The sequence below is a fragment of the Streptomyces brevispora genome (assembly GCF_007829885.1).
Taxonomy (GTDB): domain Bacteria; phylum Actinomycetota; class Actinomycetes; order Streptomycetales; family Streptomycetaceae; genus Streptomyces; species Streptomyces brevispora.
This window is the reverse complement of record NZ_VIWW01000001.1, coordinates 5933266-5957004: the sequence shown is the minus strand read 5'-3', so window position 1 is coordinate 5957004 and position 23739 is coordinate 5933266. Positions and strand designations below refer to the sequence as shown.

Sequence of the window (23739 nt, the reverse complement as noted above, 5' to 3'; positions counted from 1 at the left end):
CGGGAGGCCGCGGGAGTCCGGTCGCCCGGGCGGTCGGTGATCCGCTGCCCGGACGTCCGTGAGCTGCGGCCGGTCGCCGCCCGGATTCAGGCGTCGAGCAGAACGGGGAAGGCCTCCATGTCGTTCTGGGTCATCACCGGAAGCTTGCGGAGGTCCCCGTCCGGCACTGCGAGCCGCAAGCCGGGGAAGCGTGCGAAGAGCGCGGGCAGGGCTATCCCCGCCTCGATCCGGGACAGCGCCGCCCCGGGGCAGATGTGCGGACCGTGGCCGAAGGTCATGTGCCGGATGGGGGTGGCGCGGGTGATGTCGAACGCGTCCGCGTCGGCGCCGTGGTGCTCCAAGTCCCGGCCGATCACCCGGTACGAGATGACCACGCCCTCACCCTTGGCGATGACCTCGTCACCCACCTGGATGTCCTCAGTGGCGAACCGCATCAGCAGATGCGTGGTCGGGGTGTCCCACCGCAGCGTCTCCTCGATCACGGTCTCCCAGGAGACCTCTCCGTCGAGGACCATCCGCAACTGCTCCGGGTGGGACAGCAGGGCCCGTACGGCATTGAGGATGAGCCCGATGGTGGTCTCGTGCCCGGCCGCGACCATCGCCTTGAGGTTGCCCACCACCTCTTCCTCGGTGAGCGGCTCGCCGCCCTCGTCGGCGAGGATCAGCGCGGAGGTCAGGTCGTCGGTGGGCCGAGCCGTCTTCTCGCGCACGAGCCCGGCGTAGAAGACGTCCAACTCGGCCAGCAGGGCCAGCCGTTCGTCCTGCGGGGTGAGCATCGAGAAGAAGGCCTTGTACTGCCTGGTCAGCATGGCGTTCTCGGAGGGGTCCACGCCCATCAGCATGCCGACGACCCGCATCGGCAGCGGCTGCGCGAACACCGACTTGAGGTCGACGACCGCCCCGTCCCTGCCGCCTTCGGCGAGGGCGTCCAACAGCTCCTCGGTGAACTTCTCGATGTCGGGCCTGATGATCTCCAGCCGGCGGGGTGTGAGCGCCTGGGAGGTCTTGGTCCGCAGCCGCCGGTGCTCGGCGCCGTCCACGGTGAACATGGACCGCCCGGCGTCGATCATCCCGATGAGCGGCCAGGCGTGCGTCACCTCTCCGCTCTGCCACAGCCCCCAGGCGTCGATGTCCTTCACCAGCCGCGGGTCGACGAGGAGTTGACGGGCGTCGGCGTACCGGGTGATGGTCCAGGCGGGTACGCCGAGCAGCTCGATCCGGGCGAGCCGCCCGGCGTCGCGCAGTCGCGCCGTCTCGCCGTCAAGGTCCTGGACCATGGGGTCGATGACGACGGTCCCACCATCGGGGGCGGCTGTGTGCGCGGCGGCGTGAGGGCAGTTCACGAGGGGTCTCCTGTCGTGCGAACGGGGGTGAACCGGACGGGGAGCGAGGTGCTCCCGCGCAGAAACGCGGAGGGCCGTCGTACGAGGTCCTCGACGGCGACACCGAGCTCGAGGTCGGGCAACCGGTCGAGCAGCACCTCGATACCGGTACGGGCGATGATCTCGGCGATCTCCTGAGCGGGGAACGGGCACCGGTACTCGCCATGGCTGAAGGCGAGATGCGCACCGTTGCCTCCCTGGGCGGAGGCGCTGCCGCCGGACAGGTTCTGCCGGATCAGCGGATCGGTGTTGGCGGCGCCGAGGCCGAGCAGCAGCATGTCCCCGGCCTTGATCCGCTGTCCGCCGAGCTGGGTGTCCCGGGAGGCCCAGCGTCCGGCGAGGATCTGCGTCGGCGCGTCCTCCCAGAGCACCTCGTTCATGGCCTCGGCCACGCTGCGCCGGCCGCCCGCCATGGAATCGGCGAACTCGGACTCGGTGAGCATCAGTCGCAGCGAGTTGCTGATCCAGTCGGCGGTGGTGAGGTGCCCGGCGGCCGTGACGGCCATGAGGTCGAGCACGTACTCCTCGTCGGTGAAGGCCTCGGGGAACGCGAGCATCCGGGAGGTGACGTCGTCCCCGGGCTCGGCACGCTTGGCGGCGACCAGCCGCTGCATGTGCTCCCCGAAGCGCAGGTGGGCCTCCTGCGCCCCCGGACCGCCGTCGGCCAGGTCCTTCAGTACCTGGGCGATGTCGGCGCCTTCGTCATCGGGGAATCCGACCAGCCGCGCGAGGACGAGTACGGGAAGAGGCTCGCAGAAGTCGGCGACGAGATCGGCGGTGCCCCGGCTGCACACGGCGTCGATCAACCGGTCGGCCAACTGCTCGCAGTGGCTGCGGATCTGGAACGGGTCTGCCCCTTCGAGTGCGGGTCCGACCATCCGGACGTGCCGCCGGTGCTCGGCCCCCGCGCTGAAGTAGATGGACGGCATGGGCCGCCCGACCATGGGCAGCAGCGGCCAGTCCTCGGGGATGTGCTCCCACTGGTTCCACAGGCCGACATCACGCGGGAACAACTCGCCGTCACTGGTGACGTGATGCAGTTCGCGGTACCCGATGACCAGCCAGGCGGGGAACCCTCCCAGCAGCTCCACGGGGACGACCGGCCCGTGATCACGTCGCATGGCGCGATAGACGGCCTGCGGTTCGGTCTGGAACGAGGGCCCGCTGAGCGGCACCGCCGCCCGCCCCGTGTGCGCGGGGCACGGCGAAGGGGGCGGGACGGGTGAGGGCGCTGCGGAGGGTGGGCGCGTCATCTTGCTGACTCCTGTGGCGGAACTTCACGCGTCACGATCAGATGATCAACGCACGGTCACTATAAGGAGTTTAAGTGACGCCACGGCGGTCAACGGCGATCAAATATGTAAACCAAGTGAAGCAACAGGCCGACATCTCAGTTCAATTGGCCAACATCCCGAAGTACGGCCCCGACCGGCCCGGTCCGCCGCAACCGCCGCCGCCGCGCCTGCCGCCCGGGTTCGTGCCCTGCCTACGGCTGCCCTGCCCCCGTGACACCGCACAACTCCGCGCCGTCGAAGGCGACGTTGACAAGCACGGTGACCCGGCCCTCGCCGTCGACGAGCTTCAGCGCATGCCACCGAGACAGCCAGTACACATGTCCTCGGTGACCGGCGAGCGTCTTCCGGAGCACGTCCGGAGCGTGCGTCCACACCCCTGGAAGGTCACCCGCGTAGTCGAACGCGGCACGCAGTTCGACCCACCCGTCGTCCCGGACATCACCGGCGGTCAGCAGGATCTCGACGGCCTGACCGGGCTCCTGACGGCACTTCTTGGCATGGATCCAGTGCACCTGATGGCCTGCGGCGTACCGGGCGCAGCCGTCGCTCCGCACGGAGCCGTTCTCGGTGAGATGACGCAGCATGGTGAGTCCCGCCTTCCGGGGCCGATGGACCCCGAGCGCTCTGCACCCCGGTCCGCTGTTCCCCGCACCTCGCGCACGGGGCAGGTCGTCACCCGGAGCACCCGCAGCGGAGCGGGGTGCCGTCCAGCCGGCCGGGGCTGCGCGCTGGAACTCATGACCCGACGAAAACCCTAACGCACCGGGGTGCGTGGGGGCCTGACCGGCCCCCACGCACCCCCTGCTCCGAGCGCCGCCCCGATCAGCCGGTGACGAAGCCCGGGTCACTCGTACCGGGCTCGCCCGTCTCGACGTGTCCGGCGAACCTCCGGAGGAACGTGGCGTCCGCGTCCGCGACCACCGTGATGTCGTACCAGCGGTTGCTTCTCCGCAGGTCAACGGTGTGCTTCACGGTCGCGCCGGCACGCACCGCGAATGTCTGCACCTCGCCCCCGTAGGCGCCCGCGTTGCGCACGGTCAGCTGGACGGTCCCCGCACCGGCATGGGTGAGCGCCAGTTCGAGCGCCCCGTTCGCGGGGTTGTGACGCGCCGTCACCTCGGGCCCTGCCGTCTTGCCGGGCCCTCGGAAGGCGCGCAGGAATCCGTTCGGACCGTGCACGGTGAGGTCGGTCACCTGCTTGGAGTAGGCCGTGTTCCACTTGTCGGAGAGCGACTTGCCCGCCTCGGTGGTGTAGGTCCAGGGCCCGTCCGTGCGGTTCGCGGACATCACCAGGAACTGCGCGCCCGCCGCGGCGCCGCCGCTGAAGGTGAGCTGGAACTTCCCGGAGGCAGGGTCGGCGGCCCCGTCCACGAGGGGCGCGTACCGCAGTGGCCGGGTGGGCCGCGAGCCCGGCTCCTGCGTCGGCACACTGCCGGAGGCCGGCGGTATCGGTACGTAGTCGGGGTGCCGGCCGCCGTCGGGCGGTGCGTACCCGTCCGTGGAGGGCAACGAGACCGGTGCGGTGTGCGTACTGCGGAAGTCGAAGGCGGAGGTGAGATCACCGCAGACGGCCCGCCGCCAGGGCGAGATGTTGGGCTCGTGCACACCGAAGCGCTGCTCCATGAACCGGATGACGGAGGTGTGGTCGAAGACCTCCGAACACGAGAACCCACCGGTGCTCCACGGGGACACGACCGTCATGGGCACGCGCTGGCCGAGCCCGTACGGCCCGGCCAGGTACCGGATGTCGCCGGGGAAGTGGTCGGCGGAGGTGTCCACGGTGGACAGCCCCTGCGCGGCCCCGGACGGCACGAACGGCGGCACGACGTGGTCGAAGAAGCCGTCGTTCTCGTCGTAGGTGATGAAGAGGGCGGTCCGGCCCCACACCTCGGGATCGGAGGTCAGGGCGTCCAGCACCTGCGAGATGTACCAGGCACCGTAATTCGCGGGCCAGTTGGGGTGCTCGCTGTAGGCCTCCGGAGCGACGATCCACGAGATCTTCGGGAGCGTCCCGGCCCGGACATCGGCCTTCAGGTCGTCGAGGAGCCCGTCACCGTTCTTGACGTCGGTGCCGGTGCGAGCCTTGTCGAAGAGGGGTTCGCCGGGCTTGGCATTGCGGTAACTGTTGAAATAGAGAAGCGAGTTGTCGCCGTACGTTCCGCGATAGGCATCGTTGATCCACCCCCAGGAACCGGCGGCGTCGAGCCCGTCGCCGATGTCCTGGTAGATCTTCCACGACACCCCGGCCTTCTCCAGCCGCTCGGGGTAGGTCGTCCAGCCGTACCCCGCCTCGTCGTTGCCCAGCACGGGTCCGCCACCGGTCCCGTCGTTGCCGGTGTACCCGCTCCACAGGTAGTAGCGGTTCGGGTCGGTCGAGCCGAGGAACGAGCAGTGGTACGCGTCGCAGACGGTGAACGCGTCCGCGAGCGCGTAGTGGAACGGGATGTCCTCACGGGTGAGGTGAGCCATCGTCGTAGCGGTCTTGGCGGGCACCCACTGGTCGTACGCGCCCTTGTTGAACGCCCAATGGCCGCCTGACCAGTCGTGGTTCAGGTCCTGGAGGAACTGCAGCCCGAGATCGTCGGTCGGCGGCCGGAACGGCAGTACCTCCTTGCCGAAGATGCCCTTCTGGTGCCAGACCGGCATTCCGCTGGGCAGCGTGACCGGACGCGGGTCACCGAATCCGCGCACACCCTTCATGGTGCCGAAGTAGTGATCGAAGGATCGATTCTCCTGCATCAGTACGACGATGTGCTCGACGTCCTGGAGCGTGCCCGTACGGCCCTTCGCGGGCAGTGACGCGGCACGGGCGATGCTGCTCGACAACGCAGTGAAGGCGACTGCGCCTCCGGCGAGTTGCAGGAGGCGGCGACGGTTGAGTTCTGCCATGGGTGGGGCCTCTGTGGGGTGAGGGAACATGCGGGCGAAATCGACTGGAGTGTTCCAGAACCGGCGGCCCGGTGGAAGACCCGTGCAGTGTGCACGCGGTGGCTTTCGGCCGAACGGTCGGCGACGGAACGGGGGGGGACTCGCCGCCCGCCGCAACAGGAATTGGGGCTGCTCACGGGACCAATACCGCCCCACCGGACCGCCGTTCCGCCCGCCCGATCACCGGTGCGTACCCGGCGTTGCGCACCGATCTCGGACAGGAGACCGTCATCTGTGGTCGCCACGAGCCGGGATGGCTCATCCCTGAAGCGGGCCACCAGCACGATACGTTCCAACCGGGCATGCTCCATGAGGTGTGCGCTTCCTGGCTGATCCCGCTCCTTCACGGCAGGTACCTCCGGGGTCCCCTGGGGGACAACCCCCAGGAAGTCCGGGAAGAAAGTGGGTCGTGTGGAGGACGCCGGGTCCGTAGGTTCTGGGGTGAGATCTTCGTACCGCCCCACACAGCCTCCGGAGGCACTTCGTGACCGCCCCAACCCTTCAGCCGACGCGCGCACCTCACGCGCTTGTCGTGGCCTTCGTGCGCTTCGTGGTCTGCGGCGGTGGGGTCGGGGTCGCCTCCAGCGGGGTGCTGGTCCTGCTCCACGACCGGATGCCGTTGGCCGTGGCGAACGCTCTGGTGACTGTGGTGTCCACCGTGATAGCCACGGAGCTGCACAGCCGGGTGTCGTTCCGGAGCGGGCGCCGCGGATGGGGTGTGCACCTTCAGTCCGGGCTGACGGTAGCCGTGAGTTACGCCTTCACGACCGGGGCGCTGCTCTGCCTGTACGCGGTCCGGTCCGAGCCCTCGGCGCTGGTCCAGCAGAGTGTGTACCTGTCGGCGTCGGCACTCGCCGGGGTCGGGCGGTTCGCGCTGCTGCGGGTGGTGGTCTTCGGGGAGCGGAAGGCCGCCAGGGCACGTGACGGGGTGCTCGGCAGGACTTCCGTGGCCATGGCCGCCTGACGGAGGGACGGAGGGCTCGGCCGGTGTCCGCGCCGGAGGCCGCGGTCGACCCCGCCGCCGGTGTCTCCGCCCTCCATGCGCTGCTGAGGGCCGGGGACGCCGGGGGTGACGCCGTGACGAAGCGGCTCGCGAACCTGGTGGATGACGGCGGGTTCGCGGTCCGCGTCGGGGCCCTGAGTGTGCGTGTGCGTGTCGTCGCTCTTCCCGCCGGGTGATGCGGTTCAGCCGGTGCCGCGCTCCTCGGCCAGGCAGCACTCGCGCATGCCCCGCAGATGGGCGACGTGGTACTCGGCGCCCTGGCCGCTCAGCGTCGTGATCGCCGCCTCGATCAGAGGGCGTGCGGCGGCGGTGTCCGACGCGTCCAGCCAGGTCTCGGCCAGGTCGGTCAGGGTCCGGGCCGTGTTGTACGTGTCGCCGTTCGCCCGGAAGTACCGCAGCGCCGCCCCCAGCCGGTCCCGGGACTCCTCAACCTGCCGAGGCCGCGCTGGGCACGGCCCCGGTGGCGTTCCAGCAGGGCGCGTGCGCGGGGGACGTCGGCGGTTCCCTCGTCCTGAGGCCGCATCGTGACCAGGATGGCGTCCGCCTCGTCGTTCCCGGTGTTCCGCGCGATGCGCCCTCCCCGGCACCGCCGCTGCCACCGTGCGGATGCAATCTACCGAGTGGGACGGCGCCCCGTGCGCGCACCGCGCGACACAGCCGGGTTGGCTATCCTGACGACCGTTCCAGGTGATCACGGCGGGCCGTGCGGGTCGCGGCGCGAGCTGCGCACCCGTCGAGGGGGAGAGACACGTGCAGGGTGCTGCCGCGAGCCGGGGGCGGTCAGGAAGGCCGAACAGGCCTGGAATCAGGCGATGCTGCTGATGCGGCACGGGGACACCTATCGGCGGCCGGCCGGCCGACCGCGCCCCGCCCGGCGCTTTGAAGGCCCCGCCCGGCCCTGGCCTCACGGCGCCTTGAAGTACTCCGGGAAGCGCGGCCCGATCCACGGCTTGCGCCCCCAGGCGAGGACCCGCCCCCTGGCCATGGCGCCCGCCGGGGCGATGCGGCCCAGTGCCATCAGCAGGAACGTGACCGGCTCGATGGAGATCGTGCAGTCCGGCCGGTCCGGCGGCCGGTGGCCCACCGTCACCTCGCCGTCGGTGAACGTCACGCCGAAGCGGCCGCCGCCCCACAGCCGGACCGTGTAGCGGGCGGTGAGACCCGCGGTGGTCCCGGCGTCGGTCACCCGGGGCATGGCCTCGACGAGGAAGGGCAGGGTCAGCCCGGCCCGGTGCCGGTCGACCATGTGCGGGCGCCTCAGTGCCCGCGCCAGGTCGTAGCCGTGGCCCAGCATGTGCGTCAGGAGGTACGAGCCGAAGACCGCGCGGTTCATCGGGCCCATCGGCGTCATCAGCGTCTCGTCCACGGGGTACTCGGCCACCGCGTCGAGGAACGCGTCGGCCTGCGCCACGATCATCGCGGCCAGCGGCGCCCCCGCGCGCTCGCCGAACGCCGCGAGGGCCCGCTCGTTGGCCGCGGCCAGGCCCTGCGGGGTGCCGTCCCCGTAGTCGCGCGGGCGTCCGGCGGCCACGTCGGCCATCAGCTCGTTGGCCTGCGCGAGATGCGCCGCCGCCTCCCCCACGGTCCACTCCGACCTGGGGACCGGCAAGCCGGTGTCGGGGGCGTCGCGCAGCAGTGCCGCGATCTCCTCGGCCGTCGCCCGTATCGCATCGGCCAGTCCTTCGGGCAGTCTGCCCTGAATGTCGCGCCCCGCCGCCTGTTCCACCCTGCTACCGCCCTCGTGAACGCCGTGCCTGTCGCGTACGCCTGTCCGGTGCTCGGACCGGTTACCTGCGGGTATACAACACCAGTTCATGGGCAGGGCGGGCAAGAGCTCGGCACCCCCGGTTCGAACCCCTCTACGATCGAGCACGTGTGCGCAAACGTGATCGTCGCTGAAGACGACGAGAAGCAGGCCGAACTCCTCCGCCGATACCTCGAACGGGAAGGGCACTCCGTCACACTCGTCGGCGACGGTCTCGCCGCCCTCGACCTGGTCAGGCACCGGGAGCCGGACCTGCTGATCCTCGATGTGATGATGCCTCGGGCCGACGGCCTGGATGTGGTGCGGGTCCTGCGCGCCGAGTGCCGGGAGTTGCCGGTGCTGATGCTGACGGCCCGCACGACCGAGGACGATCTGCTGCTCGGGCTGGATCTGGGTGCGGACGACTACGTGACCAAGCCGTACAGTCCGCGTGAGCTGATGGCCCGGGTGCGTACGCTGCTGCGCCGCAGCCGGCGTGCGGCGGGCGCCGATCCGGCCGATGCCTCACTGCTGACGGTCGGTGCGCTCGTCATCGATCCGGCCCGGCATGTGGTGTCGGTCGGCGGCGAGGCCGTGGAATGCACCCCGGGCGAGTTCAGGATCCTTGCCGCGCTCGCGGCCGAGCCCGACCGGGTCTTCTCCCGGCAGCAACTGCTCGCGGAACTCCACGGCTTCGACCGGTACATCAGCGATCGAACGGTCGATGTTCACGTCATGAACCTGCGCAAGAAGATAGAGTCCGCCCCGCGCCGGCCGGCCCGGCTGCTGACCGTCTTCGGCGTCGGATACAAGCTGACGGACCCGGCGAAGGCGGCGACGGCGCGTGCGTCGTCGTAGCGGAGGACGTCCGCACGACCGGACGCACAGCGCCTCCCCGGACTCCGGGCGGCGGACGCGTCTGCCGTTGCGCAAGAGCCTCTTCGCCCGGCTGTTGGCCGTATCGGCCCTGGTGGCGGCGTGTTCGGTGGCTGCCACCGCCTGGCTCGCCGTGCAGACGACGTCCGGCGCGATCCGGCAGGAACAGGGGCAGAATCTCACCGCCGATGCCCGGATCTACCACAGCCTGCTCGGTTACGCGGCGGCTCATCCCACCTGGGACGGCGTCGGGAAGACCGTACGTGACCTGGCCAAGCAGTCCGGCCGGCGGATCGCTCTGACGACGGAGCGGCGCGCGCCGCTCGCCGACTCGGCCGACCCTGCGTCGTCGGCCGCGTTGCCGGCCCAGGCCTCGGCGATCGTCGACCCTCTGTCGGTGGACACCGCGCTGGCGGCCGAGAACGCGGGCGCGTCCGGTGCTCCGGCCGACCGGGTCGATCCGCGGGCGGTCGGGCCGTTCCGGCTGCCCGCTTCGGAACGTACGGAGTTGCAAGGGATCGCGGACCGGATCGTGGCCTGCCTCAGCGCGTCCGGGATCGCGTCGGACGTGGTCCGGAGCGCGAGCGGGCGCCCTCGGATCCAGGTGGTGGGCAATGACCCCGACCGTGTCCAGGGTTCCAGCTGCACCACCGATGCCCTGGACAGTCCCACGGCGACCGAGAAGAAGGCGCTGAAGTCCCTCAACCAGCTGGCGGATGCCTGTCTGACGCGCCAGGGCCGCAGCGGCGTACAGCTTCAGCTCGATCTGTCCTGGGGGCAGGCGCCGGAGCCCCGGCCGGCGGTAGCGGCTCCCAGCGCGCTGCCGAGCCCGGTGCCCAGTCAGGTGCCCACCTCCGCGCCCACCGAGATGCAGAGCGTCTCACCGGACCCCCGCCCCTCGGCGGCCGTCGCCAACGGGGAGGACGACCGGGCCATCGCCTCCTGTGTCGGCACGGCCCGTCGTGAACAGCTCGGTTCGTACGTCGCCTCGCCCGCGCTGCTGTTCATCAGCGACACCGGCGGCACCACGGTGCCCGGTTTCGATCTCTCACCGGCCAACACCGCCAGGATCGCGGGCACGGCGGCTCTCGTCCTCGCTCTCACCGTCGGCGCATCGGTGCTCGTGGGCGCACGGCTCGTACGCCCGTTGCGCGCGCTGACGGGTGCCGCACAGCGCATGCGGGACGGCGAGGACAGCGTGCCCGTGCTGGTCACCGCGGACAACGAGATCGGGCGGCTCGCCGCCACCTTCAACGACATGTCCGCCCACCGCGCACGGCTGGAGACCCAGCGCAAGGCCATGGTCAGCGATGTCGCCCATGAACTGCGCACCCCGCTCAGCAATATCCGCGGCTGGCTGGAGGCGGCGCAGGACGGGGTGGCCGACCCGGACCCGGCGTTCATCGCCTCGCTGCACGAGGAGGCGGTGCAGTTGCAGCACATCATCGACGACCTCCAGGACCTGGCCCAGGCCGACGCGGGTGCGCTGCGACTGCACGCCGAGCCGGTGCGGATCGAGGAACTGCTGGGCCAGGTCGCCGCCGCACACCAGGCCCGCGCCGAGACGGCCGGGGTCGCGCTGACGGTGCGGCCCGCGCCGCCGGACCGCCCGCTCCCGGGGCTGACGGCCGATCCGGTCCGGCTGCGCCAGGCCGTCGGCAACCTGGTCTCGAACGCGGTCCGCCACACCCCGTCCGGCGGGAAGGTCACCCTGCGTCCGTACGGCTCCGAGACCGGGGGAGCGGTGCTGGTGGACGTCACCGACACGGGCAGCGGCATTCCGCCCGAGGACCTCGGCCATGTATTCGACCGCTTCTGGCGCGGCGAGAAGTCCCGCAGTCGCCGTACGGGAGGCAGCGGGCTGGGCCTGGCGATCGTGCGGAAGCTCGCGGAGGCGCACGACGGAACGGTCACGGCGGTGAGCGTGCCGGGACAGGGGTCGGTGTTCACCCTGCGCCTCCCGGCCGACCCCGAGGGCTCGTCCGGAGACGGTTCGACGGAGGCCGGCTCAACGGAGGGCGGCTCAACGGCGGTCGGCTCAACGGCGGTCGGCTCAACCGACGACCTCTCGGACAAGGACCGGGACGGCTCGGCCCATGACCGCTCGGCCGACGGCCGCTCGGCGTCGCGGGACCTGGACAGCTCGGGTCGCGGCTCCGAGCAGCCCTGATGCGATGACCACAGCGCTCTGACAGCTTCCTCACAACTTCGGGACAGCCTGTCGGCACGCCTCGCGCCGCGGTGCGATTCCGCATCGCGGTGCCGTCGAGGCCGACCTGGAACGGAGCCATATCCATGTCCCTGCGCTTGTCCTTGCGTACCGTCGTCCTTGCCGCTGTCGCGGCCGGCGCGGTATGTGTCCCCGCCACCTCGGCCTTCGCCGACTCCTCCCCCACCCCCTCGCCCGCGCGGCCGACGCAGAGCGCCAGGCCCTCTGACGCCCCCTCCACCGCCCCCTCCGTCGTACCGTCCGCCGTACCGTCAGAGGCGCCGCGCGGCGGAGTCGCGGCGGGCGAGCGCCCGGCCGGCACGTCCGGTGACAACACCGCCGCCGTTACGGGTTCCGCCGTGGCGGCCCTCCTGGTCGCGGGCGCAGGAACGGTCGTCCTGCGCCGCCGTTCCACCGGCCGCCGCGACGGCTGACCACCTCTCAGCCGACAGGCCGACAGTGGCGCCGTCCCGCACCGGGACGGCGCCGCTGCCGTCGGCCGACCACTTCTGGAGTCTCTCTTCATGTCCCGCACGCCCCGCTTCAAGTCCCGCGCACCTCACCTCCTCCGGCGCACCGCACTGCCGGTGTACGCCTGCCTCACGCTGACCGCGCTGACCGCGCTGACCGGCTGCTCCGACGCTTCCCCGTCGACGCCCCCGGCCGCGGCCCGGGGCACGGAGCCGGCCACCACGACGCCCCGAACTCCCGCATCCGGCCCCGGAACCGCTTCGGCATCCGCGTCCGGATCCGCGTCCGCGAAGTCCAGCGCGCCGCCCGTCCATGTCTCCATCCCCTCCCTCGGGATCAACAGCGCGGTCATGCGCCTCGGGCTCAACCCCGACCGCACGGTCGAGGTACCGCCCGCGGACAAGGGCATGACGGTCGGCTGGTACACCGGCGGCTCCGTACCCGGTCAACCGGGCCCCGCCGTACTGATCGGCCACAACGACACCCGCTACGGCCGGGCCGTCTTCCACGACCTCAAGAAGATCGCCAAGGGTGCGGACATCGCCGTCCGCGACGAGCGGGGCACCGAGATCCACTTCGAGGTCACCGACCGCGAGACCGCGAGCAAGAAGGCCTTCCCGACCGCACGGGTCTACGGACCCACCGACACCCGTGCGCTGCGGCTGATCACCTGCGACGGTTCGTTCGACGCCGCTGGGCACCCCGTGGACAACCTCATCGTGTACGCCGAGAGGAAGTGAGGACGGGCGACCTGTACGGACGCCTGCGGCAGCCGCGGAGGGGCCAAGCACGCGAAGCCGGCGGGGTGGTCGATCAGCTGGTGCGCTTCCACTCCTGGCACCGGTTCGTCTTGAAGTACTCACCCTTGTTGAGCGTCACCCGGCCCGGGCCCTTGAGGTTGTTGTTGGCGATGATGGAGTCGAACTCGCCGCTCGCATTCTTGGCGCGCTCCCAGTAGCAGCCGAACGAGCCGTCGGCCCCGGCCGTCCTGTACGTCCCCGCCTGGATGTCCTCGCCCACCAGGTACTCGCCGTCGCCGTCGAAGACGGTGGCCGGGCCGGGGTCCTGGGTCTTCTTCGGGGGCTTGGGCTTCGCCGTCACCGTCTTGGTGACGGTCGGCGCCGGGCGGGCCTTGTCCGCCCCGGTTACCGTCACGGTCGGCCCCGGCTTCGCCGACCCGCTCGCCTTCGCGTCACCCTGCTCGGTGCCGGACCCGCCGCTCGCACCGATTCCCACTCCGATGAACAGTGCCACGAAGGCCGCCGCTCCGTGGGTGAGCCACGACTTGGCCCGGGAGGGCTTCCGGGGCGGAAGCGCGGGCGGGACCGCAGCGCCGGGGTGGGGTGCCTGGTACGGGCCGGGGTTCTGGTAGTTGGGAGTGCTCATCGTGTGCTCCAGGTGCTGATGGATTGCGGATGGTTGATCGGCTCACGACCGTGCGGGCATGCGCGGAACCGGGGGCAGGCGGGTGCGGCCAAGGCCGCTCCGGCTTCACTGCCCCCGGATCCGGCGACCCGCCTCCGTGCCCGGGTACAGCAGCGCGTCCGCGACGCGGCCTCCGGAGTCCTTCACGCCGCCGCTGAAGTTGAGGCGCCCGGACACCCCGGCCTTCGCCGCCACGCCGTCCCAGTAGCGGGCCTCGCGCTCCCATCGGATGCCGGCGAGAAGCCGGTCCAGCGCGTCGGCGCTCAGCGCGTTCGAGGGGTCGGCCCACGGAGTGGTGTGGTGTACGGCGATGCCGAGGCCGGCCAGCACGGCCGGTGCGGTGAGGGCGCTGCGGGAGAGGAAGTGTGCGCTGTGCTCGGCGATCAGGCGGGCCAGCACCGGCACGACGCACCGTTCCACCTGCTCGGACGTCGTCGCCGCCGGCAACTCGTCCTCGTGGACGGTCTCCGCCGATCGGGACAGCCCGCCCTTGCCGTAGATCGCCGTGATGACCAGGGCCCGCATCGCGGACAGGGTGACGACTTCGGGTTCCGCCTTGCCGACCTGCCGCTTGCTGGCGTTGACGAACTTGGTGAACGGGACGAGCCTGCCGTCGATGTCCATCTTGACTGCCTCCGCGACGCGGTGGGCGAGGCGGGTGGCGAAGTCTCTCTGGTCCATGGACATCGCCAGGTTCTTCGCGACGGCGACGCCCTGCACGTTGCGGTCGTAGAAGATCTGCCGCGCGTCGGCGACGCTCAGGTCGACGTACAGCTCGAACGGCACCCGCACTTGGGCGAGTTCGGCATACGTGAGCCCGAAGCGCTCCGGATCGTCGTACAGCTCGTGCCACGCCGTCGTCTGCGTTTCGCCGTCGATGGCGACGACCGACGTGCCGGGTGTGATGGTCACGGTCCGCAGCCCGGTGCCGGGCAGCAGTTCGTCGCTGAGTGCCGCGAGCGGACCGGCGTGCCAGAAGGTGATCGGCGGGGTGGACCAGCCGGCGCCGAGTTCGCCGTTGACTCCGTCGGCGATGTACTCGGCGTACGAGCCGACGTTCTTCCCCTTCTGCGTGGACTTCAGCGCCCGCTGTACCAGCGCTCGCAGTTCGGCGTGACGACGCACCGCGCCGGAGGCCGCGTTCAGCGTCTTCGTGTCCTCCTCGCGGCGGGGCGACGGGACGAGCTGGACGAGTGTCGGTACGGACATGGTCCCGATCACCGCGTCCGCCCGGAACGGCATGACGGTGAGCTGGGTTCCCTCGATGACTGCGGTCGGCATGGTGATGCGCATGGCGATACTTCCCCCCACGGGTCCGAAGAGCGCCTCCGGGGCACTTTCACCCGGAAGCAACACCAGAGAAGCAGGAACGTGAAAGCATTGTCAATCATGTTCACGAGTTTGATGAGTGGTGTAAGTTGTGAGCTGTTCACTACCGAGAGGTTCAGGACTCCCGCCATGCCACAGCCATCAGCCCAGGTGACCGCCGCCGAGATCTCGCGTATCGCAGGAGTCACGCGGGCCACCGTCAGCAACTGGCGTCGCAGGCACGACGACTTCCCGACTCCGTCGGGAGGCACGGAGTCCAGCCCGCTGTACGACCTCGTGGACGTACGGGCATGGCTCGGCGCCCGCGGCCATTCGGCGACGGCCGACCCGGCGGAGGAGCTGCGCACCGCCCTGCGGCTGCACCCTCGGGCCACCGGCCTGACGGGCAGCCTGCTCCCTCTGGTGCTGGCCGCCGCCCGGCGCACACCCGAGGAGCGCCGCGAGCTGGCCGGCCTGTCGGACACCGGCCTCATCGCCTACGCGGACAGGGCGGCGGCCGATCTCGCCGGCCTGGTCCCCGGAGCAGAGGCCGTCCGCTTCACCGGCCCCGACATCGACGTCCTGCGGGCACTGCTGCACTGCGTACAGGGCGACGGCACCGGCGAGACGGCGCTGACCGTACTGGCGGAGCGCGAGTTGGAGGACAGTTCGGTCGGCGGCACCTACCGCACCCCCGTACCCCTCGCCGACCTGATCGCCCAGCTGGTTCCGGGCCCGTACGAGCGGGTGCTCGACCCGGCGTGCGGAAGCGGGGCGCTGCTCGCGGCGGCGGCCCGGCGGGGGGCCCGTGTGCTGTGCGGCCAGGACGCCGTTCCGGTGCAGGCCCAGCGCACCACGGTGAGCCTGTTGCTGGCCGCGCCCGAGGCCGATATCACGGTGCGCGTGGGCGACAGCCTCCGCTGCGACGCCTTCGCGGAGCTCACCGTTGATGCCGTCCTGTGCAACCCGCCGTACGGCGACCGCGACTGGGGCCACGACGAGTTGGCGTACGACTCGCGCTGGGCGTACGGCGTCCCGCCGCGCGCCGAGTCCGAACTGGCCTGGGTCCAGCACGCACTGGCCCACCTGGTGCCGGGCGGCCACGCCGTGATGGTCCTCCCACCGGCCGCCGCGTCCCGCGCCTCGGGCCGTCGCGTACGGATGGACCTGGTACGCAGCGGAGCCGTCCGCGCAGTCATCGCGCTTCCCCCCGGGGCGGCGGCACCCCTCCATGTGGGGCTCCAGATCTGGGTGCTGCAACGCCCCGAACCAGCCGGCCCCGAGCGGAAGTCGGTGCTGTTCGTCGACACGACGGAGGCAGCGGGCGGCGGTGACCGGGCCACGGCCGCCTCAGCGGCGACGGCGACCGGAGCGCGTGGCACCCGGTCCGCCCTGGACTGGCCCTCGCTCGCCGAGGCCGCCCTGGATCAGTGGTCGGCGTTCACCGAGTCCCCGGACGCGTTCACGGACGAACCGGGGACAGCGCGCGCGGTGCCGGTGGTCGAGCTCCTGGACGACGTCGTGGACCTCACGCCCGCCCGCCATGTCCGCGCTTCCCGTACGGACATCGCCCCGGCGGACCTGGCCCGTGAGACGGACGAGGTCCGCCTCCGACTGATCGCCGGCGCCGCGTCGCTCGGCGAGGCCGCGCGCTACACCGACTGGAGCGCGGCCGGCCCCTCACCCCGCGAGTGGCGCACGGCCACCGCGGCGGACCTGGCCCGGGGCGGTGCGCTCACGCTGTTGCGTACGGCACCGGAGTCACGGGAGTCCGGGGGCGACGCGTCGACGGCAACCCTTCCCGTACTCACCGGCCCGGACATCGCGCGGGGCACGGCCCCCTCCGGCGCTCCGGGCAGCCTGCGTACGGACTCGGCTCCGCTGATCGCGTCCGGCGACGTCGTCGTACGGGCGATCGCCGGCGGCAGCGGTGCGATGGCCCGGGTGGCGAACGCGGCGGACGAGGGGGCCCTGCTCGGCCCCCAGATCCACCTCTTCCGCCCCGACCCGGCCCGCCTCGACCCGTGGTTCCTCGCGGGCTTCCTGGGCTCGGCGGAGAACATCGCCGCCGCGTCGACGGGCAGCACCATCGTGCACGTCAGCCCGGGCCGGCTGCGGGTTCCGCTGCTGCCGCTGGAGGAACAGCGGCGGTACGGCGAGGCGTTCCGCCGCGTGCACACGCTGCGAGCGGAGGCCGCACGAGCCACGGAACTGGCCGACGAAACGGCCCGGTTGCTGGCGGGCGGCCTCACCGGCGGCGGCCTGATCCCGTCACCACCTCCGGCCACGGACGACAAGGAGCCGGGCATCGGATCGGCCTGAACCAGCACCACGCCCTGCACGTAACCACCACACTTGCCCGTACCCGCTCCGGTAGAGCGGGGGTCGACATGGAACCGGGGAACCCCTTGAACAGCAGCAAGCACACGGAACTGGCGAACCACGCCTGGTCCGTCGCCGACCTTCTGCGCGGCGATTACAAGCAGTCGGACTACGGGAAGGTGATCCTCCCGTTCACGGTGCTGCGCCGCCTGGAGTGCGTACTTGAGCCGACGCGGGACGCGGTCGCGGAAGCGGTCGTCCGGTGCAAGGAGCAGGAACTCGACCCGGACTACTTCCTGCCCCGGGCATCGGGCCACTCCTTCTACAACACGAGCAGCCTGACCCTGAAGTCGATCGCCGGTGACCCGGAGAACGCCGCCGCGAACCTTCAGGTGTACGTTGGCGCGTTCTCGGACAACGCACGCGAGGTGCTGGAGAAGTACGACTTCGCGCAGCAGATCCGCAAACTCGACAGCGCGAACCTGCTGTACCTGGTCATCGGGAGGTTCACCGACCTGGACCTGCGCCCGGCGACCGTGCCCAACCACAACATGGGCTACATCTTCGAGGAGCTGATCCGCCGCTTCTCCGAGCAGTCCAATGAGACCGCGGGTGAGCACTTCACCCCGCGCGAAGTCATCAAGCTCATGGTCAACCTACTGATCGCCCCGGACGGCGACGCGCTCAGCCTTCCGGGCGTCGTACGCACGGTCATGGACCCGGCCTGCGGCACGGGCGGGATGCTCAGCGCGGCCGAGGAGCACATCAAGGCGTACAACGAGGACGCCACGGTAGAGGTGTACGGGCAGGAGCTCAACCCTGAGTCCTGGGCGATCTGCCGGTCCGACCTGATGATCAAGGAGCAGGATCCGGAGAACATCGCATTCGGCAACTCCTTCTCGGACGACGGTCACGCGCGGGAGAAGTTCGACTACCTGCTGGCCAACCCGCCGTTCGGCGTGGAATGGAAGAAGGTCAAGGACGAGGTCGAGTACGAACACACGAACCTCGGCGACTCCGGCCGCTTCGGCGCGGGACTGCCCCGCATCAACGACGGCTCGCTGCTCTTCCTCCAGCACATGATCTCGAAGATGAAGCCGGTGGACGTGAACGGCAAGGGCGGTTCGCGCATCGCGATCGTCTTCAACGGCTCGCCGCTGTTCACGGGTGCGGCAGGCTCGGGCGAGTCGGAGATCCGCCGCTGGATCCTGGAGAACGACTGGCTGGAGGCGATCGTCGCCCTGCCGGACCAGCTCTTCTACAACACCGGGATCTCCACGTACTTCTGGATCCTGACGAACCGCAAGGACGCCCAGCACAAGGGCAAGGTCGTGTTGCTGGACGCGCGCGACCAGTGGGTGAAGATGCGGAAGTCGCTCGGCGACAAGCGCAAGGAACTGGGCGACGGGAAGAACGGCAGGCCGAACCACATCGGCGACATCACCCGCCTGTACGGGGACGCGGTGGCCGCGGCGGCGGACGTGGATCACCCGCTGCACGCCAAGGTGAAGGTCTTCGACAACACGGCGTTCGGCTACCAGCGGATCACGGTGGAGCGGCCGTTGAAGCTGCGGTTCGAGCTGACGGAGGAGACCCTGGCCGCCCTGCTCGCGTCGAAGCCGGTGCAGAAGTGGGCGGAGGAGCGGTTCCTGCCGCGTGAACCGGAGCTGGCCGCGAAGGCGAAGGCCCGGCGGAAGCTGACGGAGGACGAGGAGGCCCAGTTCCGGAAGCTGGCCGATGCTGAGGCGCGGGTGCTGGGGGATGCGTTGAGTCCGCTTCTCGGCGGGGAGTGGGCGACCAAGTCTGAGGCTCAGGTGGCGGTTCGGAACGCGATGGCGGAGGCCGGTGTGCAGGGGCCGGCCGGGGCGCCGTTCGCCAAGTCGTTTCGGGATGCGGTGGGGGTGCGGGACGCGGAGGGGGAGGTCCAGGTCCTCAAGGGAGGGCAGTCGGAGCCGGATGCGGATCTGCGGGACTACGAGAACGTGCCGCTGGGTGAGGACGTCGAGGAGTACCTGAAGCGGGAGGTGCACCCGCACGTGCCGGATGCTTGGATCGACCATACGAAGACGAAGGTGGGGTACGAGATCCCGTTCACACGGCACTTCTACGTGTACGAGCCGCCGCGGCCGTTGGCGGAGATCGACGCGGAGTTGAAGGCTCTTGAGGCGGACATTCAGGCGCTGCTGAGCGAGGTGACCGAATGAGTTCGGATCGAGTCGCCCCCTGGCTCGTTGAGTCAAGATGGCCGACAGTACCCATTCGTCTGGTTGCCCGTTTGGGATCTGGACATACCCCCAGTCGCAGCAAGCCAGAATACTGGGAGAACTGCACTAAGCCATGGATCACACTGGCCGATGTCTGGCAGATCCGAAGCGGACAGACGACTGTTATCACTGCCACGAAAGAGAAAATTAGCCCCCTGGGTTTGGCTAACTCCTCAGCCACTCTTCGCCCTGCCGGCACTGTAATTCTTTCTCGTACAGCGTCGGTTGGATTTTCTGCGATTATGGGCCACGAGATGGCCACGAGCCAGGACTTCGTGACCTGGACCTGCGGCCCAAGGTTGGACTCACGCTACCTGCTTCATACGTTGCGAGGAATGGCTCCAGATCTTAAGCGCGTAGCAACAGGATCGACGCACAAGACAATCTACATGCCTGACATTGAACAACTCAGAGTTCCACTTCCCCCTGTGGAAGAGCAGCGCCGCATCGCCGATTTCCTCGACGCCGAGACCGCCCGCATCGACCAGCTCGTTGGCCGTCGGAATGCCCAGGAAGTAGGTCTGGCAGAGAGGGCCTACGCCTCCGTATCTGAGATTCTGCTGCCCGGAATCCTGAGCAATCCGTCGGGTCACTGGCCGTGGGCATGGCTGCCTAGGGCGATGGATGACCGCCCACTCGTCCGCCTCGGTTACGTGTGTCGTTTGCAGAACGGACTAACCGTCGATGGCAAGCGTGACCTTTCCGGCGATGTATTGACACGCCCCTACCTGCGCGTTGCCAATGTGCAGGCAGGGAGCGTGGCTCTTGACACAGTCACCGAAATTACTGTTCCGCGTGATATCGCCGCCCGAAGCACACTCCGTCCCGGCGACGTCCTGATGACGGAAGGCGGCGACCTGGATAAACTCGGGCGAGGAACTGTCTGGCAGGGGGAACTGCCTGAGTGTCTCCACCAAAACCACGTGTTTGCGTTGCGGCCGGAACTAGATCGACTGGACGGCAATTACCTGGCCCTCATGACCAGCACCCTCCACGGTCGATGCTATTTTGAAAGCACGGGAACCAAGACAACCAACCTGGCTTCCACGAACAGCAGCAAAATCCTCAGCTTCCCAATCCCCCTCCCAAATGTTGCCGCTCAGCGCGAACTTGCCAAGCAGGCTCAGAATGCACTCAATGCAATCGAGGCTACAAGTCGACTCCTGAAGCACCAGAGCGCCGTACTCGTCGAACGCCGCCAAGCCCTCATCACCGCCGCCGTAACCGGCCAATTCGACGTGTCCACCGCCAGCGGCCGCAACGTAACGGACGGAGTCCCGGCATCATGAGCCCCATCCACAGCGAGTCCGCCTTCGGGAACGCCATCGTCGCGTCCATGACCGAGCGCGGCTGGCGCGAGGCGCGTCCCGAGGACTACCAGGCCGACCTCGGCCTCGACACCAACGAGCTGTTCACCTTCCTCGGCGAGAGCCAGATCCGCGAGTGGGACGAACTCGTCGCCGTCTACGGCAACGACGTCAACGCAGCCCAGCGCGGCTTCGCCCAGCGCCTGGACAAGGCCATCAGCGAGGACGGTCTGCTCAAAGTCCTCCGCAATGGCGTCAAGGACCGGGGCGTCCGCCTGCGCGTGGCCTACTTCAAGCCGAATCTCGTCGCTGACGACTCCGTGCTCGACGGCTACCGTGCCAACCGCCTCACCGTCGTACGCGAACTCGTCTACGCCACCAAACAGGCCGACTGGGGCAACAAGCTCGACCTGACGCTGTTCCTGAACGGCATCCCCGTCGCCACCGCCGAGTTGAAGAACCCCCTCACCCGGCAGGGCGTCGAGGACGCCAAGGAGCAGTACCGCACCGACCGCGACCCCACCGAGCTGATCTTCACCCGTCGTGTCATCGCGAACTTCGCCGTCGACCCTGATCTCGTCTTTGTCGCCACTCAACTCCGGGGCGAGAACACCCGCTTCCTGCCCTTCAACACCGGCTCCAACGGCGCCGGCCTGCCCGGTGGCGCCGGAAACCCCGACCCGACCGCGTACGGCACGTACGCCACCTCCTACCTGTGGGAGCAGGTCTGGGCGCGGGACAACTGGCTGGACCTGCTTCAGCGTTACGTGCACCAGCAGAAGACGAAGACCCCCGGCGGCGGGACCACGAAGTCGACGATCTTCCCGCGCTTCCACCAGTGGGACGTCGTCAAGAAGCTGACGACCCACGCCTCCATCCACGGCGTGGGCCAGAACTACCTCGTCATGGCTTCCGCCGGTTCCGGCAAGTCGAACACCATCGGCTGGCTCGCCCACCGGCTGAGCGACCTGCACGCCGACACCGATCCCCGCACGCTCGACCCCGATGCCCTGGCGGCCGGCCGGATCAAGCCGGGCTCACCGGTGTTCGACAAGGTCATCGTCATCACGGACCGCCGCAATCTCGACGCCCAACTCCGCGAGACGGTCGGCAGCTTCTCGCAGACCGAGGGCCTGGTCGTGAAGGTGGACGAGAAGCACGGTTCGAAGAGCGAACAGCTCGCCCGCGCGCTGTCCCGTGACACGGGCAAGATCGTGACGGTCACCTTGCACTCGTTCCCGGCGCTGCTGGACTACATCCAGCGCAATCCGACCGAGATCAGCGGCACCAGCTTCGCCATCATCGTGGACGAGGCCCACTCCTCCCAGTCCGGCGACGCCGCCACCGCGGTACGCGCGGCCCTTCGCGACCTCGGCCTGGACTCCGACTCGGAGGATCAGGGCGCAACAGCCGTCACACTCGACGAGAAGCTGAAGAAGAAGGCCGCGGAACGCTCACAGGCCGCGAACCTCTCCTACTTCGCCTTCACCGCCACCCCGAAGGCCAAGACCCTCGAACTCTTCGGCACGGAAGACACCGTGGACGGCGAGGCGGCCTACCGCCCCTTCCATACGTACTCCATGCGGCAGGCGATCGAGGAAGGGTTCATCCTCGACCCGCTGCGGAACTACGTCACGTACAACACGTACTGGAAGCTGGTGAACGAGAACCCGGACGAGCGCGAGGTGGACCCCTCCAAGGCCAACACCCTGCTCGCCCGGTACGCGCTCACCCACGAGTACACCGTCTCCCAGCATGCCCAGGTGATCGTCGAGCACTTCCTGACGCACTCCCGCGGCCGGTTGGGCGGGCGGGCCAAGTCCATGGTGGTGACGGCCTCGCGGGAGTCCGCCATGGAGACGGCGCGGGCAATCAAGAGCTACATCCAGGACCGCGAGTACGACACCAAGTACCCGGACCTGGGCGTCCTGGTGGCGTTCTCCGGCTCGCTCACGATCGGCAAGGACGAGACGACCGAGTCGAAGGAGAACGGCGGCATCGCGGAGAGCGCGCTGCCGAAGGCGTTCGCGTACACCCGGGCCGATGACAAGGCTGTCAGCGCGGGGGGACGAGGTCAGCAGGAGTACAAGATCCTGGTGGTCGCGGAGAAGTACCAGACCGGCTTCGACCAGCCGCTGCTGACGACCATGTACGTCAACAAGACGCTGACCGGCATCTCCGCCGTCCAGACTCTCTCCCGCCTCAACCGCACGGCCGACCGCAAGACACAGGCGGACCTGGCGGTCCTGGACTTCGTGAACGACGCGGAGGACATCCAGGGCGCGTTCCGCCCGTACTTCGAGGAGGCCAACACCCTCCCCTCCGACCCGAATCTCCTCTACACCGCGCAGAGCCGGGTCATGTCGGCGCCGATTATCTCCGAGTCGGAGATGGACGAGTTCGCCGCCGCGTACTTCGCGGCGAAGGAGAAGGCTGCCGGCTCGCAGGCGAAGTGGGAGAAGCTGCACGCCGAGCTGTACCGACTCCTCTCCCCCGCAGTCGCCCGCTTCACGCCCCTCCTGGAGAGCGAGGAGGACGACGACGTGGAAACGGCCGAGGACTTCCGCGCGAACCTCAACGACTACGTGCGGAAGTACGGCTTCCTCGCTCAGATCGTCCCCTACCGCGACCCCGAGCTGGAGCGGCTGCACCTCTACGGCCGCTACCTCCTCAACCGCCTCCCCCGCCGTGCGGACGGCGGGGTCGACATAGGCGAGATCGACCTCAGCCACCTGCGGGTGGAGAAGACCGGCGAGTACAACGTATCCCTCGCGCCCGAGGGAGCGACCGAGCTCCCAGGCTTCGGCGACGGCACGGGCGGTGCGGCAGAGGCGGAGAAGTCGCTGCTGTCAGAGCTGATCGAGGCGTTCAACGCCAAGTTCGGAACGGAGTTCACCGAGGACGACGTCCGCAAGCCGTTCAACAAGACGACGGACGACCCCAAGGTCCGGGCGGCAGCCGTCGTCAACGACGAGGCGAACTTCGGCAAGGTCTTCGACCGCGCCTTCGCCGACAACATGGCCGACCACATCGAGGCGACGGCCGGCATAGGACGCCAGTACTTCGGCCCCGACAAGAGCTTCCGGTCCAACCTCGACCGCAGCGCCCGCCGGGCGGCATGGCGGATGATCCGCCGGGACGAGGGCGTGGACGAGTAGCCCCACACGCACGGGAGGGTCCCACCGCGATGCCGGTTCGGCAGTAC

Annotated in this window: 18 protein-coding genes and 1 riboswitch; of the genes, 10 read left to right on the top strand and 8 right to left on the bottom strand. The window is 69.5% G+C overall.

Annotation, left to right across the window (positions count from 1 at the left end; translation table 11 throughout):
- Positions 1-86: 86 nt before the first annotated feature.
- The 4 genes from FHX80_RS27415 to FHX80_RS27400 form a co-directional block, all read right to left on the bottom strand.
- On the bottom strand, positions 87-1343 hold the full coding sequence (locus FHX80_RS27415) for a cytochrome P450 family protein (RefSeq protein WP_145766636.1): 1257 nt from the start codon (positions 1341-1343) through the stop codon (positions 87-89).
- Positions 1340-2635 carry a cytochrome P450 gene (locus FHX80_RS27410; RefSeq protein ID WP_145766635.1) on the bottom strand — a complete coding sequence of 432 codons (1296 nt, stop codon included), beginning with the start codon at positions 2633-2635 and terminating at the stop codon, positions 1340-1342. The genes FHX80_RS27415 and FHX80_RS27410 overlap by 4 nt, the downstream gene beginning before the upstream one ends.
- 233 nt (positions 2636-2868) lie before the next feature.
- Entirely contained in the window at positions 2869-3261 is a 393-nt protein-coding gene (locus tag FHX80_RS27405; protein ID WP_145766634.1) for a hypothetical protein, read from the bottom strand.
- A gap of 49 nt (positions 3262-3310) precedes the next feature.
- Positions 3311-3420: riboswitch (SAM riboswitch) on the bottom strand.
- A 79-nt stretch (positions 3421-3499) separates the two neighbouring features.
- The gene (locus tag FHX80_RS27400; RefSeq protein ID WP_145766633.1) at positions 3500-5566 is read right to left on the bottom strand and encodes a phosphocholine-specific phospholipase C; all 2067 of its coding nucleotides are present in this window, start codon (positions 5564-5566) and stop codon (positions 3500-3502) included.
- 571 nt (positions 5567-6137) lie between these two features.
- Between FHX80_RS27400 and FHX80_RS27395 the strand changes: the two genes are divergently transcribed.
- Entirely contained in the window at positions 6138-6569 is a 432-nt protein-coding gene (locus tag FHX80_RS27395; protein ID WP_244318477.1) for a GtrA domain-containing protein, read from the top strand.
- 23 nt (positions 6570-6592) lie between these two features.
- The gene (locus tag FHX80_RS27390) at positions 6593-6784 is read left to right on the top strand and encodes a hypothetical protein (protein WP_145766631.1); all 192 of its coding nucleotides are present in this window, start codon (positions 6593-6595) and stop codon (positions 6782-6784) included.
- Between the two features lie 6 nt (positions 6785-6790).
- On the opposite strand, the gene FHX80_RS27385 is transcribed toward FHX80_RS27390, so the two are convergent.
- Together FHX80_RS27385 and FHX80_RS27380 are read right to left on the bottom strand one after the other, a co-directional pair.
- Positions 6791-7207: a hypothetical protein gene (locus FHX80_RS27385; RefSeq protein ID WP_145766630.1), complete on the bottom strand. Its 417-nt coding sequence runs from the start codon at positions 7205-7207 to the stop codon at positions 6791-6793.
- Between the two features lie 305 nt (positions 7208-7512).
- On the bottom strand, positions 7513-8334 hold the full coding sequence (locus FHX80_RS27380; protein ID WP_244318475.1) for a maleylpyruvate isomerase family mycothiol-dependent enzyme: 822 nt from the start codon (positions 8332-8334) through the stop codon (positions 7513-7515).
- A 147-nt stretch (positions 8335-8481) separates the two neighbouring features.
- On the opposite strand from FHX80_RS27380, the gene FHX80_RS27375 reads away from it, so the two are divergent.
- The 4 genes from FHX80_RS27375 (at position 8482) to FHX80_RS27360 (ending at position 12648) form a co-directional block, all read left to right on the top strand.
- Positions 8482-9210 carry a response regulator transcription factor gene (locus FHX80_RS27375; protein ID WP_244318474.1) on the top strand — a complete coding sequence of 243 codons (729 nt, stop codon included), beginning with the start codon at positions 8482-8484 and terminating at the stop codon, positions 9208-9210.
- A 67-nt stretch (positions 9211-9277) separates the two neighbouring features.
- Positions 9278-11398: an ATP-binding protein gene (locus FHX80_RS27370; RefSeq protein ID WP_208764735.1), complete on the top strand. Its 2121-nt coding sequence runs from the start codon at positions 9278-9280 to the stop codon at positions 11396-11398.
- A gap of 125 nt (positions 11399-11523) precedes the next feature.
- Positions 11524-11871, top strand: coding sequence for a hypothetical protein (locus FHX80_RS27365; RefSeq protein ID WP_145766629.1), 348 nt, complete (start codon positions 11524-11526; stop codon positions 11869-11871).
- Between the two features lie 90 nt (positions 11872-11961).
- Positions 11962-12648 (top strand): class F sortase, encoded by a 687-nt coding sequence (locus FHX80_RS27360; protein ID WP_145766628.1) that lies wholly within the window; start codon positions 11962-11964, stop codon positions 12646-12648.
- A gap of 73 nt (positions 12649-12721) precedes the next feature.
- On the opposite strand, the gene FHX80_RS27355 is transcribed toward FHX80_RS27360, so the two are convergent.
- Positions 12722-13294: an Rv1352/Rv1906c domain-containing protein gene (locus FHX80_RS27355; protein WP_145766627.1), complete on the bottom strand. Its 573-nt coding sequence runs from the start codon at positions 13292-13294 to the stop codon at positions 12722-12724.
- 105 nt (positions 13295-13399) lie between these two features.
- Entirely contained in the window at positions 13400-14626 is a 1227-nt protein-coding gene (locus FHX80_RS27350) for a DNA sulfur modification protein DndB (protein ID WP_145766626.1), read from the bottom strand.
- Between the two features lie 165 nt (positions 14627-14791).
- Here FHX80_RS27350 and FHX80_RS27345 point away from each other — a divergent pair, with 165 nt between their 5' ends.
- The 4 genes from FHX80_RS27345 to FHX80_RS27330 all read left to right on the top strand — a co-directional run bounded on the left by FHX80_RS27345 (position 14792) and on the right by FHX80_RS27330 (position 23692).
- A complete protein-coding gene (locus FHX80_RS27345; RefSeq protein ID WP_244318472.1) occupies positions 14792-16963 on the top strand; it encodes an N-6 DNA methylase in 2172 nt (723 codons plus the stop codon).
- Positions 16964-17049: 86 nt separating this feature from the next.
- Positions 17050-19167 (top strand): type I restriction-modification system subunit M, encoded by a 2118-nt coding sequence (locus tag FHX80_RS27340; protein ID WP_145766625.1) that lies wholly within the window; start codon positions 17050-17052, stop codon positions 19165-19167.
- Positions 19164-20516: a restriction endonuclease subunit S gene (locus FHX80_RS27335; protein ID WP_145766624.1), complete on the top strand. Its 1353-nt coding sequence runs from the start codon at positions 19164-19166 to the stop codon at positions 20514-20516. Before FHX80_RS27340 ends, FHX80_RS27335 begins: the two co-directional genes overlap by 4 nt.
- Entirely contained in the window at positions 20513-23692 is a 3180-nt protein-coding gene (locus FHX80_RS27330; RefSeq protein WP_145766623.1) for a type I restriction endonuclease subunit R, read from the top strand. Before FHX80_RS27335 ends, FHX80_RS27330 begins: the two co-directional genes overlap by 4 nt.
- Positions 23693-23739: the final 47 nt, after the last annotated feature.

Bases quoted from the DNA above. Each gene is read 5' to 3' on its own strand.
- FHX80_RS27410 (WP_145766635.1), bottom strand. From the start codon at position 2,635: ATGACGCGCCCACCCTCCGCAGCGCCCTCACCCGTCCCGCCCCCTTCG.
- FHX80_RS27405 (WP_145766634.1), bottom strand. From the start codon at position 3,261: ATGCTGCGTCATCTCACCGAGAACGGCTCCGTGCGGAGCGACGGCTGC.
- FHX80_RS27400 (WP_145766633.1), bottom strand. From the start codon at position 5,566: ATGGCAGAACTCAACCGTCGCCGCCTCCTGCAACTCGCCGGAGGCGCA.
- FHX80_RS27365 (WP_145766629.1), top strand. From the start codon at position 11,524: ATGTCCCTGCGCTTGTCCTTGCGTACCGTCGTCCTTGCCGCTGTCGCG.
- FHX80_RS27360 (WP_145766628.1), top strand. From the start codon at position 11,962: ATGTCCCGCACGCCCCGCTTCAAGTCCCGCGCACCTCACCTCCTCCGG.
- FHX80_RS27355 (WP_145766627.1), bottom strand. From the start codon at position 13,294: ATGAGCACTCCCAACTACCAGAACCCCGGCCCGTACCAGGCACCCCAC.
- FHX80_RS27350 (WP_145766626.1), bottom strand. From the start codon at position 14,626: ATGCGCATCACCATGCCGACCGCAGTCATCGAGGGAACCCAGCTCACC.
- FHX80_RS27345 (WP_244318472.1), top strand. From the start codon at position 14,792: ATGCCACAGCCATCAGCCCAGGTGACCGCCGCCGAGATCTCGCGTATC.
- FHX80_RS27335 (WP_145766624.1), top strand. From the start codon at position 19,164: ATGAGTTCGGATCGAGTCGCCCCCTGGCTCGTTGAGTCAAGATGGCCG.
- FHX80_RS27330 (WP_145766623.1), top strand. From the start codon at position 20,513: ATGAGCCCCATCCACAGCGAGTCCGCCTTCGGGAACGCCATCGTCGCG.